This window comes from Bacillus paramobilis (assembly GCF_038096195.1).
In the GTDB taxonomy this organism is placed as follows: Bacteria; Bacillota; Bacilli; order Bacillales; family Bacillaceae_G; genus Bacillus_A; species Bacillus_A mobilis.
Genome location: NZ_CP151108.1, coordinates 2,735,306 through 2,753,454, shown reverse-complemented (window position 1 = coordinate 2,753,454; position 18,149 = coordinate 2,735,306). Strand labels below are relative to the sequence as shown.

General features: G+C 32.6%; 18 protein-coding genes. 16 read left to right on the top strand and 2 right to left on the bottom strand.

Annotated elements, in window-relative coordinates:
• Window positions 1-108: 108 nt before the first annotated feature.
• The 3 genes from AABL52_RS14260 to AABL52_RS14250 all read left to right on the top strand — a co-directional run bounded on the left by AABL52_RS14260 (window position 109) and on the right by AABL52_RS14250 (window position 1,763).
• Window positions 109-882, top strand: a complete 774-nt coding sequence (locus AABL52_RS14260) for a DUF3959 family protein (protein ID WP_341517739.1) — start codon at window positions 109-111, stop codon at window positions 880-882.
• Between the two features lie 121 nt (window positions 883-1,003).
• A complete protein-coding gene (locus tag AABL52_RS14255) occupies window positions 1,004-1,420 on the top strand; it encodes a DUF3995 domain-containing protein (RefSeq protein WP_098190388.1) in 417 nt (138 codons plus the stop codon).
• A 139-nt stretch (window positions 1,421-1,559) separates the two neighbouring features.
• A complete protein-coding gene (locus AABL52_RS14250; protein ID WP_000878362.1) occupies window positions 1,560-1,763 on the top strand; it encodes a hypothetical protein in 204 nt (67 codons plus the stop codon).
• Between the two features lie 247 nt (window positions 1,764-2,010).
• On the opposite strand, the gene AABL52_RS14245 is transcribed toward AABL52_RS14250, so the two are convergent.
• Entirely contained in the window at window positions 2,011-2,223 is a 213-nt protein-coding gene (locus AABL52_RS14245) for a hypothetical protein (RefSeq protein ID WP_048560963.1), read from the bottom strand.
• Window positions 2,224-2,451: 228 nt separating this feature from the next.
• Between AABL52_RS14245 and AABL52_RS14240 the strand changes: the two genes are divergently transcribed.
• From AABL52_RS14240 to AABL52_RS14210, 7 genes are all read left to right on the top strand, one after another.
• Entirely contained in the window at window positions 2,452-3,453 is a 1,002-nt protein-coding gene (locus AABL52_RS14240) for a DUF1835 domain-containing protein (protein ID WP_340420062.1), read from the top strand.
• 146 nt (window positions 3,454-3,599) lie between these two features.
• The gene (locus tag AABL52_RS14235; RefSeq protein WP_098873246.1) at window positions 3,600-3,911 is read left to right on the top strand and encodes a hypothetical protein; all 312 of its coding nucleotides are present in this window, start codon (window positions 3,600-3,602) and stop codon (window positions 3,909-3,911) included.
• 148 nt (window positions 3,912-4,059) lie between these two features.
• Window positions 4,060-4,464, top strand: a complete 405-nt coding sequence (locus AABL52_RS14230; RefSeq protein WP_000282697.1) for a hypothetical protein — start codon at window positions 4,060-4,062, stop codon at window positions 4,462-4,464.
• 158 nt (window positions 4,465-4,622) lie between these two features.
• Window positions 4,623-5,858: a cytochrome P450 family protein gene (locus tag AABL52_RS14225; RefSeq protein ID WP_341517738.1), complete on the top strand. Its 1,236-nt coding sequence runs from the start codon at window positions 4,623-4,625 to the stop codon at window positions 5,856-5,858.
• 267 nt (window positions 5,859-6,125) lie between these two features.
• Window positions 6,126-7,409: an MFS transporter gene (locus AABL52_RS14220; RefSeq protein ID WP_341517737.1), complete on the top strand. Its 1,284-nt coding sequence runs from the start codon at window positions 6,126-6,128 to the stop codon at window positions 7,407-7,409.
• Window positions 7,399-8,031: a Vat family streptogramin A O-acetyltransferase gene (locus AABL52_RS14215; protein ID WP_341517736.1), complete on the top strand. Its 633-nt coding sequence runs from the start codon at window positions 7,399-7,401 to the stop codon at window positions 8,029-8,031. Before AABL52_RS14220 ends, AABL52_RS14215 begins: the two co-directional genes overlap by 11 nt.
• A gap of 70 nt (window positions 8,032-8,101) precedes the next feature.
• Window positions 8,102-8,257 carry a DUF1540 domain-containing protein gene (locus AABL52_RS14210; protein WP_000046092.1) on the top strand — a complete coding sequence of 52 codons (156 nt, stop codon included), beginning with the start codon at window positions 8,102-8,104 and terminating at the stop codon, window positions 8,255-8,257.
• Between the two features lie 101 nt (window positions 8,258-8,358).
• On the opposite strand, the gene AABL52_RS14205 is transcribed toward AABL52_RS14210, so the two are convergent.
• Entirely contained in the window at window positions 8,359-8,856 is a 498-nt protein-coding gene (locus tag AABL52_RS14205; RefSeq protein WP_341517735.1) for a PadR family transcriptional regulator, read from the bottom strand.
• 140 nt (window positions 8,857-8,996) lie between these two features.
• On the opposite strand from AABL52_RS14205, the gene AABL52_RS14200 reads away from it, so the two are divergent.
• The 6 genes from AABL52_RS14200 (at window position 8,997) to AABL52_RS14175 (ending at window position 18,047) form a co-directional block, all read left to right on the top strand.
• Complete coding sequence (locus AABL52_RS14200; RefSeq protein WP_098259286.1) at window positions 8,997-10,211, top strand: cytochrome P450; 1,215 nt, start codon at window positions 8,997-8,999, stop codon at window positions 10,209-10,211.
• A gap of 112 nt (window positions 10,212-10,323) precedes the next feature.
• Window positions 10,324-10,902: a cysteine dioxygenase family protein gene (locus AABL52_RS14195; RefSeq protein WP_340420067.1), complete on the top strand. Its 579-nt coding sequence runs from the start codon at window positions 10,324-10,326 to the stop codon at window positions 10,900-10,902.
• Between the two features lie 412 nt (window positions 10,903-11,314).
• Window positions 11,315-12,442, top strand: coding sequence for an IS200/IS605 family element RNA-guided endonuclease TnpB (tnpB, locus tag AABL52_RS14190; RefSeq protein ID WP_341517734.1), 1,128 nt, complete (start codon window positions 11,315-11,317; stop codon window positions 12,440-12,442).
• Between the two features lie 204 nt (window positions 12,443-12,646).
• Window positions 12,647-13,498 carry a Cof-type HAD-IIB family hydrolase gene (locus AABL52_RS14185; protein ID WP_341517733.1) on the top strand — a complete coding sequence of 284 codons (852 nt, stop codon included), beginning with the start codon at window positions 12,647-12,649 and terminating at the stop codon, window positions 13,496-13,498.
• A 413-nt stretch (window positions 13,499-13,911) separates the two neighbouring features.
• A complete protein-coding gene (locus tag AABL52_RS14180; RefSeq protein ID WP_341517732.1) occupies window positions 13,912-15,699 on the top strand; it encodes an ATP-binding protein in 1,788 nt (595 codons plus the stop codon).
• A 221-nt stretch (window positions 15,700-15,920) separates the two neighbouring features.
• Window positions 15,921-18,047, top strand: coding sequence for a peptidoglycan D,D-transpeptidase FtsI family protein (locus tag AABL52_RS14175; protein WP_341517731.1), 2,127 nt, complete (start codon window positions 15,921-15,923; stop codon window positions 18,045-18,047).
• Window positions 18,048-18,149: the final 102 nt, after the last annotated feature.

Sequence of the window (18,149 nt, the reverse complement as noted above, 5' to 3'; positions counted from 1 at the left end):
ACTTTATTCACATACAGGATTAAGATATTTTTTAGAAATACAAAATCTACATCCTATGGAAAAGCAATATGAATTGATTCAAAAGAAATTTGAAAGGAATGAGGAATTGTGAAGAAATTAGATGTGTTATTAATGCTATTAAGCGGCCTCTTTCCAGTTGCAGGAATTATGAAGCAAATCCCACTTGAACAATCTTTATATATTGGAGGCCTATTATTTTTTACTAGTTTCGGTAGCTATTTTGCGAAAAAAATATATTCACGTATATGTAGTTGGATAGCGTACGCGCCATTTATAACACTACTGTTAGTCATTTGGAATCAGGATATTTCAACAAGCTCAATAATAGCGAATGCAAAAATTGCTGCTTGTATCGCTTTAATTCCATGTTTATTCCGTTTTCGTACATATGGACTAACTTTAGGTTTATTGTCATTATGGGCCGCTTTACTTTGGGATATTAAAGAAATACAGTCGTTAGTTATACTTGAACGTATGACGAGTGTAATGACAAGTCATTACTTATATCTTCTATTGTTAGTTGGAGGACTAATAGTAGGTGGATTACTTGCGATGTTAATTCACCGCAGAGAGAAAAATGATAATAAAGAAAATATAAATCTTTTTCAACAAAAAAAGAAACGCAAAAAATTATCATTTAAGATTCCACTTCCAAAATTACCGAAAATTAAGATGAAATTATTTAAATTTGGTGGGAAAGGATCAAAACGAAAAACGCCAGAAAACATACGTGAGCATAATTACGAAGAACCAGCTTCAGCTGCAACATATGAAATGACAGAGCAAATACAACAATATAAAGAAGGTACTGCTCAAGGACAAACGAGGATGGAACGTCGTAGGAATAAGTATAATGTATAAAAAAACCCTTTAATGATGTATCATTAAAGGGTTTTTTTATGTAATTAAACATAGATTGCTAATGTGGAAATTGTAGCATACTCTAAAGTTGAGGACTTAAATAAAATAATGGGAGGACAAAATGCTTATTATTACATATATTTCGGTCTGTATATTATTTTTAGTTAGTTTTTTACATGTTTACTGGGCTTTCGGAGGTAAGTGGGCGACAAATAGTGTCATTCCAACAAAATCTGGAGAAAAGGCGTTTATACCAGGTGTAGGAATGACATTGTTCATTGCTTTATTATTAAGTATGGCGGCAATAATTTTATTACAACAAACAAATGTTGTTCATTTCGAAGTTCCTAATATTATCGTTCAATTGGGCTCCTGGATTTGTATGATTGTTTTTTTTATAAGAGTAATTGGTGAGTTTCATTATTTTGGAATCTTTAAGCGAAAAAAAGATACGTATTTTGCTAAAATGGATACTGTTTTATATATACCACTTTGTGCATTTTTATCTTTATCGTTCTTACTAGCAATTATAACGTGAACATAAAATAGTAACTGCTTTTTCTAAAATAAATAAACGTGAATTAGCAAGGAGTAAAAGTGAGAAATCTAGTAGGAAATAAAAAGGATGTAAGCGTCTTCTTATCGAAATATAGATTATTATGAAAGGCGGTGACACTATGAAGTATGTAAAAGTATGTATGAATGGCGGAAGTGAACACAAATTCTCGATGACTTTAGATCGGTTTGAAGAACTTATTACTACAGAGAATGGACTATTAGAAAATAAATTAGTTAGTATTGAAAATGTAATGATTAATCCTACTAATATATCTTCTGTAGTTGAAAAAATTGGTGTGCCGGCTAAGTTTATGGAAGCTTAAAAATCGGTACATAAAAAACATCCATATGGATGTTTTTTTATTTATAAATATGATAATTGTACAATGAATATATGAACAGGATTTTTAGCAATACGTATACATTTGATGTGTAATAGATGCACAATAAAATAAGTACAAGCATATATTATATTGTAGGACAAGACCTTCGTTTCCTACTTAATACTCAGAAAAAACCTCTATCACATGAGAGCATCCAATTGTAGGGTGCTCTTTTTTATCCCGTTCTTTAACTTTCAATTTTAAACATATCTTTGATGTTAATAAATATTAAAAATAATATAATAGCAAAAATTAAGTTAGATAAATAGAAATCTTGATGAAATAGTAGTTCAAAGATGACATCGAAAACATATAATAAGGCGATAGTAGGTAATATACAAATAAATATAAATCTCCAATTTTTTAAATAATGTTTATAAGTAGTAATCGCTTTCTCCATACATATAGCTCCTGTATTTTTTATTTTCTATATAATTATACATTTAAATAAAATGATTTACAAAGGAATATTTAGTAATTAAGACTTGTAGGAGAGATTTTGTTGAAAATGTGGATAGCTGTAGCAATCTGAATAATAAATGCTTTTACTTAAAAAAACTTTAAAAGAATGATACTAAAATGATACACTATAATATATGTTATTTATGAAATGAATAGAGGGATTTGTATGATAGATAAAATCAAAAATGTTGTAGAAGATATGTACGAAGATGAAGCAAAACATTTACTTCAAAGTATTCTAATTCAGTTAAATTTATTAGAAGAAAACTATAGTGAAGATACAATTAAAAATTTAATGGATATTCCAAAACAACTAACGAATAATACATCTTATAAAAGAAATGTAAAAGAAAGCTCACACGTTCATATTTCTTTTGATGATTCAACAGCTGGATGTTTAAAATATATGCTTAGTCAAGAAGAACAATTGGAAGAGATGGTCGTCGCTTTTTCTGAATTCTTTTCAATTGGACCGATAAACAAGTTACATATGAATGAGGGACAACTTGCAAGACAGGAATGGTTAGTAAACAATTTAACTGCTTATGATAATTATTTTGAAGAAGAGTATTTACGAAGGTTTTTAGAAACTATGGAAGAACTACACACTATTCCTATTGAAACGCCTATTACAATTTGGAAAGCCAATAACGCACATGAACATGTAGGTCTATGTTTTGTAATGGCACAATTAAAAGATAAGAAAAATATTCGCGTTATTAATACGTCTGAAGCAAGTAAAGAAATATTAAAAAAAGAGTATGCTATTCGTGGAACAGGAGAATTATCGCCTGACAGTTTAGCTATATTGCAAAAAAGTTTTGCAGCATTTCCGTATGTAACGGAAGAAAAGCGAATGGAGTATGAATATGAATGGGATAAATTATCGAATAGTACGGAGTTTTTAAGAGTTTGGAATGAAAATGAAGTGTATTCGGTACAAGAAGATTATTTTGATCAATTTATTATTGAATGCGCGAAAAGTATGGGTGCTGATCGAGAGTTCTTAAAAGCTCCTAGAGTAATTGGTGAAGCGCTAGGTCTTGTAGAGCAGTTAGTTGGCGATACGTTTTTAGAATATCGCTTAAAAGAACTAATAAAAAAAGAAGTATTTGAATTTGAAGGTTCATTAGAAGAAATGCGCTTTTATAGTGTGAAGTTGAAATAGCAATTAAACAAAAATCCTCTTCTAATAAAGAATTAGAAGGGGATTTTTGTTTGGATAATAGAGAGTTTTTCCTAAATGGAAGTTTCATATAAAAAGAAAGTTCATATACTATATAGAGTTTACTAATAATTAGGAGGAATAGTTCATTGAACAATCAGTTTTGTTCATGTCAATCAGATGATGCACCAAAGTTACTACCTCCATCTAACCCTCCCGATTTACCTTCTACATTTGCTAATCCTATACCGACAGGCCAAATGAGATCACGGATGTGCAATTGTTTAGGAAGATGGGGATTTTTAAGGTTAAATATACCTGGTACTTTTGGGAGAGATTTATGGTTTTTTCCAACAGAAGTTCGGCGGTGTGATGTATCAGGATATACTTGGCAAGATGGCCATCGTTTTAAAGTAAATTACCAATATAAACAAATTAGTAATTATATGTGCTTTGCTTAATTCAAATAGGAGAGATTTATTATAGATCTCTTCTATTTTTATTTTGTAACACTTTTATATGAATTTGGGCTATACATAAGCTTCCTATAGAGCGCTTTTCACATATGAATGTTAAAGGTACTGAATGAAAAGTAGGTGATTTATTAATATGTATAACCAGCAAAATTATCCATATGATCAAGGGATGTATTATAATCCACAAAACTACGGGTATGAACCTGTAAATGAAGTGAGAGATATGGAACAAGAAGATTATAGGCCAGATGATGCGGAGGATGCTCCAACGTCACCACCACCATCTCAAGCTCCATCGTTACCATCCACATTTGCTTCGCCAGCACAACCAGGAAATATGAAATCATGGATGTGTAACTGTCTAGGAAGATGGGGATTTTTACGTTTACATCGTCCAGGACCTTTCGGGAGAGACTTATGGTTCTTTCCGACTGAAGTGAGGAGAAATGGGGTTTCAGGTTACACTTGGCAAGGTGGTCGCCGCCGTAAAGTAAGTTATCGCTATCAACAAATTAGTAATTTCATGTGTTTTGCGTAAATAAGAGTGAGAGGGTAGAAGTATTTTACTCTCTCACTTTTTATTTTTCAATATACAAAGTAAGATTTGGAGTGAAAATTTATAATTTTCATGTTTTTATTAGAGTATAATGCATATGTTGGTTGGTTTTCAAAAACAAATGAGAGTGAGGGAATACAATGTCAATGAAAAATAAAGTTGGCCGAAGAATAGAAGATGGCATTAATTTAGCTTCAGCGCAGTTTAAAGAAGATGCATATGAAATTTATAAAGAATCAAGAAAAATGCAACCGATATTATTTGTAAATGAAGTTGAAATCGGTAAAGAATGGCTCATTACAAGATATGAAGATGCATTGCCACTTCTAAAAGATAATCGCTTAAAAAAAGATGCGGCAAATGTGTTTCCTCAAGATACAACGAACATGTATCTTTCCGTTGACAATAGTGATCATTTAACAACGCACATGTTAAATTCAGATCCACCTAATCACAATCGGTTACGATCTTTAGTTCAAAAAGCTTTTACACCAAAGATGATTACACAATTAGACGGAAGAATTCAGAGAATAGCGGATGATTTAATAAGTGAGATAGAGCGAAAAGGTACTTTAAATCTTGTAGATGATTATTCGTTCCCTTTACCTATTATTGTAATAAGTGAAATGCTTGGCATTCCAAAAGAGGATCAAGCGAAATTTAGAGTTTGGTCTCATGCTGTCATTGCATCGCCAGAAACACCTGAAGAAATAAAAGAAACCGAAAAACAACTATCTGAGTTTATTACATATCTTCAATATATAGTTGATGTAAAACGAAAAGATCCAAAAGAAGATTTGGTTAGTGCGCTAATACTGGCAGAAAATGAAGGACATAAACTTAGTGCTCCAGAGCTATATTCAATGATAATGCTATTAATCGTAGCAGGACATGAGACAACAGTGAATTTAATTACGAATACGGTATTAGCACTTCTTGAAAATCAAAATCAATTACAGTTATTAAAAGATAATCCAAAATTAATTGATTCTGCAATTGAAGAAGGATTGCGTTATTATTCTCCAGTTGAGGTTACAACTGCAAGATGGGCAGCTGAACCTTTTCAAATTCACGAACAAACAATCCAAAAAGGGGATATGGTTGTCATTGCATTAGCTTCGGCAAACCGTGATGAAACAGTATTTGAAAACCCAGAAGTATTCGATATTACTCGGGAGAATAATCGTCATATTGCCTTTGGACATGGTAGCCATTTCTGCTTAGGCGCTCCACTTGCTAGGTTGGAAGCAAAGATTGCTATTACTACGTTGTTTAAACGAATGCCTGAACTACAAATAAAAGGGAATCGTGAAGATATTAAATGGCAAGGTAATTATTTAATGCGTTCTTTAGAGGAATTACCATTAACATTCTAGAATATTTATTTTTAGACATGCATACATAGAAAATGATTTACATAGAGTATGTATGTGTTATTTAAATTCGAAACGGAAGGGTGAACATATCCCAATGATCAACTAATTCTATTTGTAAGAGATCTTCGTTAAAAAACGAAATATTCTTCTGAATAGGGTTAGTCTGTACATTTATAGAAAAGGGATGTATTTCGCTCTGCGAATATATAGTCTTTTTATATGATTTGTGCTGCCTCCTGTTCAGAACACGAAATAGGAGGCCTTTTTATGTCGACAAATGTAGTAACGAAACAAAATAATGGGGTATCACAAGTATTGAAAAATAGATTTGTACAGGGAATTTTAGCTTCAGCATTATTTTTACAAATTGGAATATGGGTTCGAAACTTTGCCGTATTACTGTATGTAATGGAAATGACGAAAGGTGATGCTTTTGCTATTTCAATGATTTCAGTAGCTGAGTTTGCCCCAATTTTCATCTTTTCTTTTATTGGTGGAACGTTTGCTGATAGGTGGAAGCCGAAGAAGACAATGATATGGTGTGAAACGTTAAGTTCTATTTCCGTATTTGCTGTATTAATTACACTTATGTTTGGTACGTGGAAAATTGTGTTTTTTGTCACACTTATTTCTGCAATCCTTTCGCAGTTTTCTCAACCATCTGGTATGAAATTGTTTAAACAGCATTTATCAACGGAACAAATCCAATTAGCGATGTCTATATATCAAACAATATTTGCGATTTTTATGGTGCTAGGACCGATTCTTGGAACATTTATTTTTCATAGTTTTGGAATTTATATTTCAATCATCATAACAGGTATTGCGTTTTTACTGGCAGCTGCTGTGCTGTTATTTCTTCCGAAAGATCTTGAGAATGATAATGAGATGAAAGAAATCACACTATTACAGGAGATGCTGGATGGTATTAAATATGTGAAAAAGAAAAAAGCATTAACTTTGTTAGGACTTTGTTTTATGGCAGCAGGACTAGGTATCGGTTTAATTCAGCCGCTAGGTATATTTATTGTAACTGAACAGTTAGGGCTATCAAAAGAGAGCTTACAATGGTTACTAACAGTAAATGGCGCGGGTATGATTGTTGGTGGAGCTTTAGCGATGATATTTGCGAAAAACGTAGCTCCACAAAAGATGTTAATTGTAGGGATGCTCGGTCAGGCAATTGGCATTGGTATTATAGGTTATTCCACAAATTTATGGGTAACACTCACAGCACAACTTTTTAGTGGGTTAGCTCTTCCATGTATCCAAATAGGTATTAATACGCTCATTATTCAAAATAGTGATACTGATTTTATTGGTCGTGTAAATGGCATTTTAAGTCCACTATTCACCGGTTCAATGGTAGTAACAATGAGTATTGCTGGTTCATTAAAAGAAATGTTCTCATTAAGTACGATGTATGAAGGCACAGCATTACTATTTATAATTGGATTATTATTTATTTTACCTATATACAATTTAAAGCCAGTAATAGCTGTAGAAAGTGAAATGAACGGTAAAGGAAGTGCTGTGCAACATGAATCCTAATCCAAATGTTAAGTACCCTATTGAAGGAAATGAAAATGTCCAATTTATAAAAAATACAATAACAAAAGCTAATATACTCGTTGGAGACTATTCATATTATGATGCGAAAGATGGAGAAACATTTGAAGATCGTGTATTACATCATTATGAATTTCTTGGAGATCGCCTTATCATTGGAAAGTTTTGCAGTATTGCAAATGGAGTTACCTTTATTATGAACGGAGCGAATCATCGGATGGATGGATTTTCGGCATATCCATTTAATATATTTGGAAATGGGTGGGAGAAGTATACACCTAATTTGTCTGATTTACCCTACAAAGGTGATACAGTTATAGGAAATGACGTTTGGATAGGTATGGATACAACGATTATGCCCGGAATAAAAATAGGGGATGGTGCAATCATTGCAGCTAAATCTGTTGTGACTAGAAACGTCGCACCATATACAATTGTCGGTGGTAACCCTGCAAATAAAATAAAGGACCGATTTATAAATACAATAATAGAAGAATTGTTGCAAATTCAATGGTGGCATTTTGACATTGAAAAAATAACTGAAAATATAGATGCGATTGTACAAGGAGATATTGAATCATTAAGAAAGCTAAAAAGGGAATAAAAAATGCAGCCTAAAGAGTATCATACCTCCGAATTTTGTTAATGATAATAGAACAAGGAGGTGTGATACTATGGCACAAGACGTTTTATGTGAAGTAAACAACTGTAAATTCTGGGCTAACGGCAATAAATGTAGTGCAGATGCAATTTATGTAGTAAGTAATAAAGGGAAACATGCATCAACTACTGAAGAAACGGATTGCAAAACTTTCGATCCAGAAATATAAAATTTTGAAGGGTAGCCAAATCGTGGTTGCCCTTTTATTAATTATAGTATTGATAATAAATCTCATTTTCATTCATTGTTTTTAACTTTTATTTTATTTTTTCATATTTTCTTCATAAGTGATGTAATCCAGAGCAATTCATGTTCAATACGCGATTTACTAAATTCAATGACTTCTGTAATAAAAGATGAGCTAACATGTAAAGATTGAATAGCAGTAAGCTGTTTATGTAGTGCGTCTTGGCGTATTGTTAAAATTTCTTTTCTAGCTTTGTAATCAAGTTTTTCAAATAGTGCGATACGCACAAGGAATTCAGCGTTATTTGTCGCAATCTTTTCAGGAAACTCTCTTAACATTTCATAAAAAATTTCTTCTCCTGTTTCAGTTATGTCGTACATATTTCGATTCGGCTTTCCGACTTGTTTATGTATTTGTTTAATTATAGCCCCCATATTTTCGAAGCGCCGAAGAGCGGGATACAGTGTATTATGATTTAATTCGAAATTCTCACCTAACCGATTTTGAACATTTTTCTTTATTTCATATCCATGTTTTGGTCCAGTCGTTAATTCTGCTAGTAATAAAATGTCAACATACATAAAAATCCCCCTTATATATTTCTCAAGTTCTCAAATGAAAAATCCGCTTTAGCATATGTTAAAATAACATATGTTAGATTATACAACTTTGAACTACCGACCTATCACTTTTATTGTAAAAGAAAAGGGAGGAAAGAACTATGGCTTCGCCTGAAAATGTGATTTTAGTTCATGAAATTTCAAAGCTGAAAACAAAGGAAGAATTGTGGAATCCGTATGTGTGGTATCAATTTATGAGGGACAATCATCCGGTTCATTATGATGAGGAGCAGGATGTATGGAATGTTTTTTTATACGATGATGTAAATCGAGTTTTATCGGATTATCGCTTATTTTCAAGTAGAAGGGAACGAAGACAATTCGCAATCCCACCTTTAGAAACTAGAATAAATATAAACTCTACTGATCCACCAGAACATCGCAATGTACGTTCTATCGTTTCTAAAGCATTTACTCCAAGAAGTTTAGAACAATGGAAACCTCGTATACAGTCTATCGCAAATGAACTTGTACAACATATCGGGAAATATAGTGAGGTTAATATCGTTGAAGAGTTTGCTGCACCTTTACCTGTTACCGTCATATCTGATTTATTAGGAGTGCCAACAACTGACCGTAAAAAAATTAAAGAATGGTCTGATATATTATTTATGCCGTATAGTAAAGAAAAATTTAATGATCTGGATGCGGAAAAGGGGATAGCACTAAATGAATTTAAAGCATATCTTCTACCAATCGTTCAAGAAAAGAGATACCATTTAACCGACGATATTATTTCAGATTTAATACGAGCTGAATATGAAGGCGAAAGATTAACCGATGAAGAAATAGTTACTTTTTCTTTAGGCTTATTAGCGGCAGGTAATGAAACAACTACAAATTTAATTATTAATAGCTTTTATTGTTTTTTAGTGGATTCACCTGGAACATATGAAGAGTTAAGAAAAGAACCTACATTAATTTCAAAAGCGATTGAGGAAGTTTTACGCTATCGCTTTCCTGTTACTTTGGCTAGAAGAATTACAGAGGATACAAATATATTTGGACCTTTTATGAAAAAGGATCAAATGATTGTTGCATGGGTAAGTGCAGCAAATTTAGATGAGGAAAAGTTTTCACAAGCTTCTAAATTTAATTTACACCGAATTGGAAATGAAAAGCATTTAACCTTTGGTAAAGGTCCTCACTTTTGCTTAGGGGCACCACTTGCACGACTAGAAGCTGAGATTGCATTAAGAACTTTTATTAATGCTTTTAAACAAATAGAGTTATCGTCATCTTTCAATTTAGAAAAATGTATATTGGAAAATGAACAAACTTTGAAATTCTTACCTATTCGCTTGACAACTCAATAACCTAATCAGCAAGGTGCAAAATTATTGTATCTTGCTTTTTTATTTCTCAATTGTAAATTTTCAGCTGGCTATTTAGTATGGAAGTGTGTGAAAAGAGTAGAGGAGGATGCTTATGTTAACGTGTAATGGAAGTAAAGTTTTTCAAACATTTATTAAAGCTGTAACGGATTTAATTGATAGTAATTTATTAGAAGATCAAATTGTTTGTGCGATTGAAAAATTACTAGAAGAACTTTTAGAAAAGAAAACATGGCTTCCACTAGAAAAACAGAAGGCGAATTCGGCTCAATATGCACGACATTTATTATATGAAGATCCTTTAAAGCGATTTGAAGTATTAGCTCTTGTATGGAAAGATGGACAATCTACACCTTTACATGATCATGATGGTACATGGGGAGTAGAAGGTGTTTTTACAGGAAGGATAATGGTGCAGAATTTTATACAAACTAAGCAGCTTGAAAATTCACTTGTTTATTTAACGCATACAGGAAATCTTTATTTGGGAGAAGGAGAAACAGATACAGTTATTCCACCAGCAGATTGTCATATTCTTGAAATAGCTGAAAACGAAAGCGTTGTCACGATTCATATTTACGGAAAACGTTTAGAAAAGTTTAAAGTATATGTCCCAACTGAAGAAAAAAATGTGTACATGTGTGAGACAAAATATATTAGTTATAATTCATAGTTTAAAATCCAAAGCAAAAGCTTTGGATTTTATTTATCATTTCCCGTCAGAAAACTTCCACCTCAAGGAATGGCAAGGACATGGTCCAATGAGTAGGTGGGAGCTGAATGACGGTTAGGGAAAAGCCTAAAGGTTCTTTTTGGTGAAGAATCAGTATGAGGTACCGGTATTCTAATCAGTTCGTTCCTATAGAAAGAAAATGTTATAGCTCCGAGGCATTTTTACATCTACGAAATGGTTTCATTGTAAAAGTTCTTTCATTTGTATATTTTTTTGAAAGGGACAGAGGACTTTCGACAAAAAAGAAGAAATGATACGTGATTAGTATTTTTTTGCTATATTATAATATCGTTCTCATGCATATCGTGAAAAAGATTGTAAACAAATAAAAAAGGGGGTGAGGTGAAAAGCGGTGCTTATCCATAAAGCGTATCAGTTTCGGATCTATCCTAGTGTAGAACAAAAAATGGCTATTACGAAAACAATTGGTTGTTCACGATTTGTATTTAACTACTTTTTGGAAAAGTGGAATGATAGATATAAAGAAACAGGAAAAGGGTTATCCTATGGCACTTGTTCTTCGCAATTACCTACTCTCAAAAAAGAATTTGTATGGCTAAAAGAAGTGGACAGTATCGCTCTTCAATCTTCTCTTCACAACCTAGCTGACTCGTATGCAAGATTCTTCAAAAAACAAAACAAAGCACCCCGGTTTAAATCGAAGAACAATAAAATCCAATCCTATACAACGAAACATACAAATGGAAACATTGCGATTATAGATAATAAATTGAAGTTACCGAAACTTGGTCTTGTCAAATTTGTCAAAAGTCGTGAGATAGAAGGACGAATTTTGAGTGCTACTGTCAGAAGGAATCCAAGTGGAAAATATTTTGTCTCGATTCTTGCTGAAGCAGAAGTACAAGAATTGCCGAAGACCGATTCCGCTGTTGGTATAGATGTTGGGGTGAAAAACTTTGCTATTCTTTCAACGGGTGAGGTATTCGGTAATCCAAAATGGTCTCGGGTATTAGAAAAGAAACTCGCTCATGCCCAGCGTATTCTATCTAGACGTATAAAAGGCGGAGCGAATTGGCATAAACAGCGAATGAAAGTCGCTCGTATTCATGAACGAATCAAAAATGCAAGAACGGATTACTTGCAAAAACTCTCTACAAGGATCATCAAAAACCACGATGTGATTGGGATAGAAGATTTACAAGTATCGAATATGTTACAGAATCACAAACTAGCGAAAGCGATTCAAGAAGTATCATGGTCACAATTCAAAGCGATGTTGTTGTATAAGGCATGCTGGTATGGGAAACAAGTGATTGTGGTGTCAAAAACATTCGCTAGTTCCCAAACTTGTTCGCATTGCGACTACAAAAATAAAGATGTGAAAAACCTGAACCTGCGCGAATGGAAGTGTCCTTCTTGTGGTATGTATCATGATAGAGATGTGAATGCAGCGGAGAATCTGAGAAAAGAGGCCATAAGGCTCCTAACCGTAGGGATTACGGGGATTGCCTACTCATAAAACTGAGGGATACCTTGGTGTTCGTAGGAATCCCCCACTTCAAACAACTCGTTAGAGTGTTAAGTGGGGGTAGTTCAAAATTATTTCTTGACCTGAAACGCTTTTCATAAATTATAAATAAGGAGTACTTCACGAGATCAGTATGAAAACGATACCTTTTGTTTAATTTGAACTCGTGTATTTAAAGAAAGTGGTGAAGAAATAATGAAATTAATCGCAATTGATTTAGATGGAACTCTTCTTTCGGGGAATAAAATGATTAGTAAAGAGAATGCAGATGCAATTCGAAAATGCCAGGAAGCTGGCCATGTTGTCACAATTTGTACAGGGCGTTCTATCGTTGATATTGAAAGATTGTTGTTAGAAGTTAATTTAGAATGTCCAATTATTGCGGAAAATGGTGCGCTTATATATAAAGATAAAAAAATGATGAAGAGATATCCAATTGAAAATATGCAGGCACTTGAGATTGTAGACTATCTTGAAGAGAATGGCTTATATTATCAGCTTTATACTAATAAAGGTGTATATGTACCAGATTATGGCGTAGAGAGTGTGCGTAATGAGATCGAATATGTGAAGAATTCAAAAGAAAATTTTGATTTGAAAGAGTTAGAAACGATTGCAGCATTATATCTTGAACATACAGCATTTCATAGTGCAGAAAGTTGTAAACCAATTGTAGAAACTGATATACATGTGCATAAGCTTCTACCATTTTCTTATGACATAGAAAAATTAAAAAAGTTAAAAGCAGCGTTTCTGCATAATACTGATTTAGCAATTACATCTTCATATTGGCATAATTTAGAAATTAATCATCGAGATGCTCAAAAAGGAAATGGATTATATACATTAGCAGAACACCTGGATATTTCAGTCGAAAATACTGTAGCAATTGGTGACGGGCTAAACGATGTTTCCATGATGGAAAAAGCGAACATATCAATTGCAATGGGGAATGCGGTGGAAGAAATAAAAGCGATGTGTCAATACGAAACCTTATCAAATGAAGAGCACGGTGTTGCACATGCCTTATATAAATATGTAATATAATATAAAAAGAAAAAAAGAATCCAAATAGATTCTTTTTTTCTTTTTATTAGGGGTAAGGTATTCTATGTGATTCATAGAAGCCTTATTACTTTTTATTATATAGAATATATTGGAATAAATGTTTATATTTTTCAAGTTAATTGTGAAAATTTTATGAACTTTATATTTTTTGTATTTTTATACTACTAAAGGTGATGTATATTACTCTCATTTCAAAACCATGTATGAGGTGAGTAAATACAAATGGATTAAAAGTTCATTTTTCATGCGAATTCTTTTCTGTTTTTAATTGAAAAATAAAATTTGTTCGAATAATTATTCTACAGCTATATACCTAAAGGCACATTCTTCGTATAATGGAGAAGTATAAATTTTGAATTTGTATTAATTTTACATATTGAGGTGAAAAAGGAATGAATGCGCGGCTAATGGAACTTATTGATGTGAGTACAATAGAAACCATGGCAGAACAGTTTTATAAATTAACTAACATATCACATCAACTTCTTGATGCTGAAAAAGAATGTATATTTTCTTTTGGAATAAATGAGACGAAAATATGTAAACTTCCCAAAATTGAAATCCCCATTTTTTTATACAATCAACATTTAGGATCTTTTGTAGTATGGTCCAACAAAAGCGAAATTTACAATTGTCAAAAATACTTTGAAATGCTTTCAAATCTAATTATTGATGGAGCAACAAAAGTATTTCAAAGTAAAAATACAATGTTGTTTTCTCGAAAAGAGGAGGAACTACATACGATTTTACAAAACATGCCTGTTATGGTTGATGCGCTTGATTATAATGGAGATTTTGTTTTGTGGAATCGGGAGTGTGAAATTGTAACAGGTTATACGGCCGAAGAAATAATCGGAAATCCAAATGCCCTTCAATTATTGTACCCAGATCATAATTATCGTCACCAAATACAAACGAAATTTTTAACTTGTGGAAAAAATTTCAGGGATTGGGAAATGCACTTAACATGTAAAAATGGTGAAATCAAAACAATTATGTGGTCCAATATATCAGAACAGTTTCCTGTAACAGGGTATAGCTACTGGGCTGTCGGTGTAGATATTACACATTTAAAAGCGATAGAAGAGCAGTTAAAACAACAAACGTCTGAATTGGAATTAATTTTTAAGGCTTTACCAGATTTATGTTTTTTAACAGAAGATGATGGCACAATTATAGATTATAAAGCAGGATCCCCTTCGAAATTTTACGTACCGGCAGAAGCTTTTATGGGAAAAAAGTTTTTCGAAGTATTACCATCTCCAGTAGCACAGCAGTTTCAGGAAGCAATTCATCAAGTGGAGGAAAAAGGAACGAATGTAATTGTTGAGTATCCACTTACAATTAATGGGAGTGTTGATTTCTTTGAAGCTAGATGCTTACCATTATTACAGGATAAAATAATGATCATTGTACGTGATATTACAGAGCGGAAAAAGACAGAAGAATTACTAAATAAATCAGACACACTTGCAGCGATCGGTCAATTAGCAGCGGGTGTAGCTCATGAAGTGAGGAATCCATTAACTGTCATTAAAGGGTTTATACAGTTATTCCAAATTAATAAAGAGGATCAAGAAAAATATTTTGATCTTATGCTTTCGGAAATTGAAAGAATAGAAGCAATTCTCCAAGAATTTTTGTCAATTGCTAAAACAGATGAAATGAATACAGAACAAAAAAATATTTATCAAATTTATAAAAATGTCGTATCGTTAATGAATACAAAAGCAATTATGACAAATATTCAAGTCGAATTATATGCAGAATCCAACGATATAAGTATTGAATGCTCAGAAAATCAATTGAAACAAGTATTTATTAATATTTTGCAAAATTCTATCGAAGCTATGCCAAATGGTGGGAAGATTACAATTCACATAAAAGAAATAAACGATGATGGTGTCATTATTCATGTAATTGATGAAGGAATAGGAATACCTGAAGAAAGAATTAAGAGGTTAGGTGAGCCTTTTTATAGTACGAAAGAAAAAGGTACCGGTATTGGATTAATGTTAAGTTATAAAATTATCGAGAGTCATCAAGGAAATATAAGTATTATGAGTGAGGTTGGTGTCGGGACAACAGTAACGATTTACTTGCCGAAAGTTCAAAGTAAAGAATCTTTATCACATTGTGATGATAGATGTATACCGATACGTTCTAGCATTCATTCTTAAATAAATGATTAAATACCCAATGAAAAAAGCTAAATTTTTTTCATTGGGTATTTTTATATTTAATTTAATAAACTTTACCTTTTCTTTACCTTTGTTTTAATTTCTATTAAGTTTTTATCGATATATTAATATTTGTATAAAGTACTGTATAGAAAACGTGCATTACTTTTAATATATAGATTCTATTATTAGTAATACTGTAAGGAGGAGATTATAACAAAGTGAAAAAGCAAGAGAAAAAAAGTGGTAGAGCAATACCGACGCGATTAAATATTTTATTTCTTTGTGTATTTTTATTATTTTCTGCAATGATTATACAGTTAGGGAAAGTGCAAATTCTCGATGGAGAGACTTATAAAAATGAAGTAGAAAAGAGAGAAAATGCAACTGTGAGTCTTTCCGTCCCGCGCGGGAAAATATTTGATCGAGAAGGGAATCCGGTTGTTGATAATAAATCTTTACGAACGATCACGTACACAAAGATGAAAGGTGTAAAATCAGAAGATATATTAAAAACTGCAAGACAACTTGCAGATATAATTGAAATGCCGCAAGAAGATATTGCTAAGTTAACTGAGACAGATAAGAAAGATTTTTGGATGCAATTAAATCCGAAACTGGCTGAAAATCTAGTATCTAAAAAAGAAATAGATACATTTAGAGAGAAGGATATTAGCGGTAAGAAGCTAGATAAAAAAATAGAAGAGTTAAAAAGAAAACGAGTTACAAATAAAAATCTTCAGGAATTAACAGATAAAGATATAAAAGTGTTAGCTATTAAAAGTAAGATGACTGCAGGCTATCAAATGGCTCCTCAAATTATTAAAAAAGATGTTAGTGAAAAAGAATTTACTATAATTAGTGAAGGTTTAGCGAATCTTCCAGGAGTAGACGTATCGGTTGATTGGGAGAGAGTGTATGTAAATGATGGATTATTCCGATCCGTTCTTGGAAATGTTTCTAATTCCGATGAAGGATTACCGAGTGAACGATTAGATTACTACTTGGTACGTGATTATAGCCGAAATGATAGGGTTGGAAAAAGTTATATCGAGCAGCAATACGAAGATGTACTTCATGGGGCAAAAAGAGAAGTAAGAAGCGTTGCTGATAAACAAGGTAATACAATTAGAACGGAAACAGTTTCTGAGGGGAAAAGCGGTAAGAACTTAACTTTAACAATAGATATGGAGCTGCAGAAAAAAGTAGAAGAAAGTATTGAAAAAATATTAAAAGCATATAAAGGTTCAGAATCGATGTTGGACCGTGCTTTCGTTGTAATGATGAATCCGAAAAACGGACAAGTATTATCAATGGCTGGGAAAAGACTTGTAGAAAAAGATGGGAAAACAGAAGTTGAAGACTATGCATTAGGCACAATGACTAGTTCATACGAGCTTGGATCAACAGTGAAAGGTGCGACAGTTTTAACTGGATTTGAAACAAAAGCTATAACACCAGGTACTTATTTTTATGATGCACCAATGAAGTTTAAAGGAACTAAGGAAAAAAAATCTTGGAAAGAGTTCGGAAATATTGATGATTTAAGAGCGTTACAAGTTTCTTCAAACGTTTATATGTTTCATACAGCATTAAAAATTGCAGGTGTGGATTATGTGAAAAATAGCTCATTAAATATTAAACAGGAGTACTTTGATAAAATGAGGTATTATTTTAGGCAATTTGGATTAGGTGTTCCAACGGGTATCGATTTACCAAATGAAACAGCTGGACAAATTGGTAAAAAAGATAACCAACCAGGTTTCTTATTAGACTACTCAATTGGTCAATATGACACGTATACACCACTTCAACTTGTACAGTATATTTCAACAATCGCAAACGGTGGATATCGAATGAAGCCGCAAATTGTTCAAGAGGTTAGAGAGCAAACGTCGCAAAAAGATGAAATTGGTAAAGTGGTACATTCAGTAGAGCCAATCGTTTTAAATAAAATAGATATGAAAGAGGAATATATAAATCAAGTAAAAGAAGGATTTAGAAGGGTATTCCAAGAAGGTGATGGAACTGGAGTAAGGGCGTTCCAAAAAGCATCGTATAAACCAGCAGGTAAAACAGGGACAGCACAGACAGTTTACGGTGGTGAAAGTGATATCGGAAGAAATGAAAAAGGCGAGAGAAGGGAATGTTATAATTTAACGTTAGCAGGATATGCGCCATATGATAATCCGGAAGTAGCGTTCTCTGTAGTTGTACCATGGGTTATTAATGATAAATCTGGCATTAACTCTGATATTGGAAAAGAAGTTTTAGATGCTTATTTCGAATTGAAAAACAAGCGTTTAAGTGGAGAATCGCCAAAAATAGATGATCCTAAAGAGAATTAAAATGTACGAAGCGTCTCTAGCAATCATGTGAACTAGAGGCGTTTTTTCATAGGAATAAATTAGAAACGAGGTATAATAGGTAAAGTAGAAATAGTATATTAT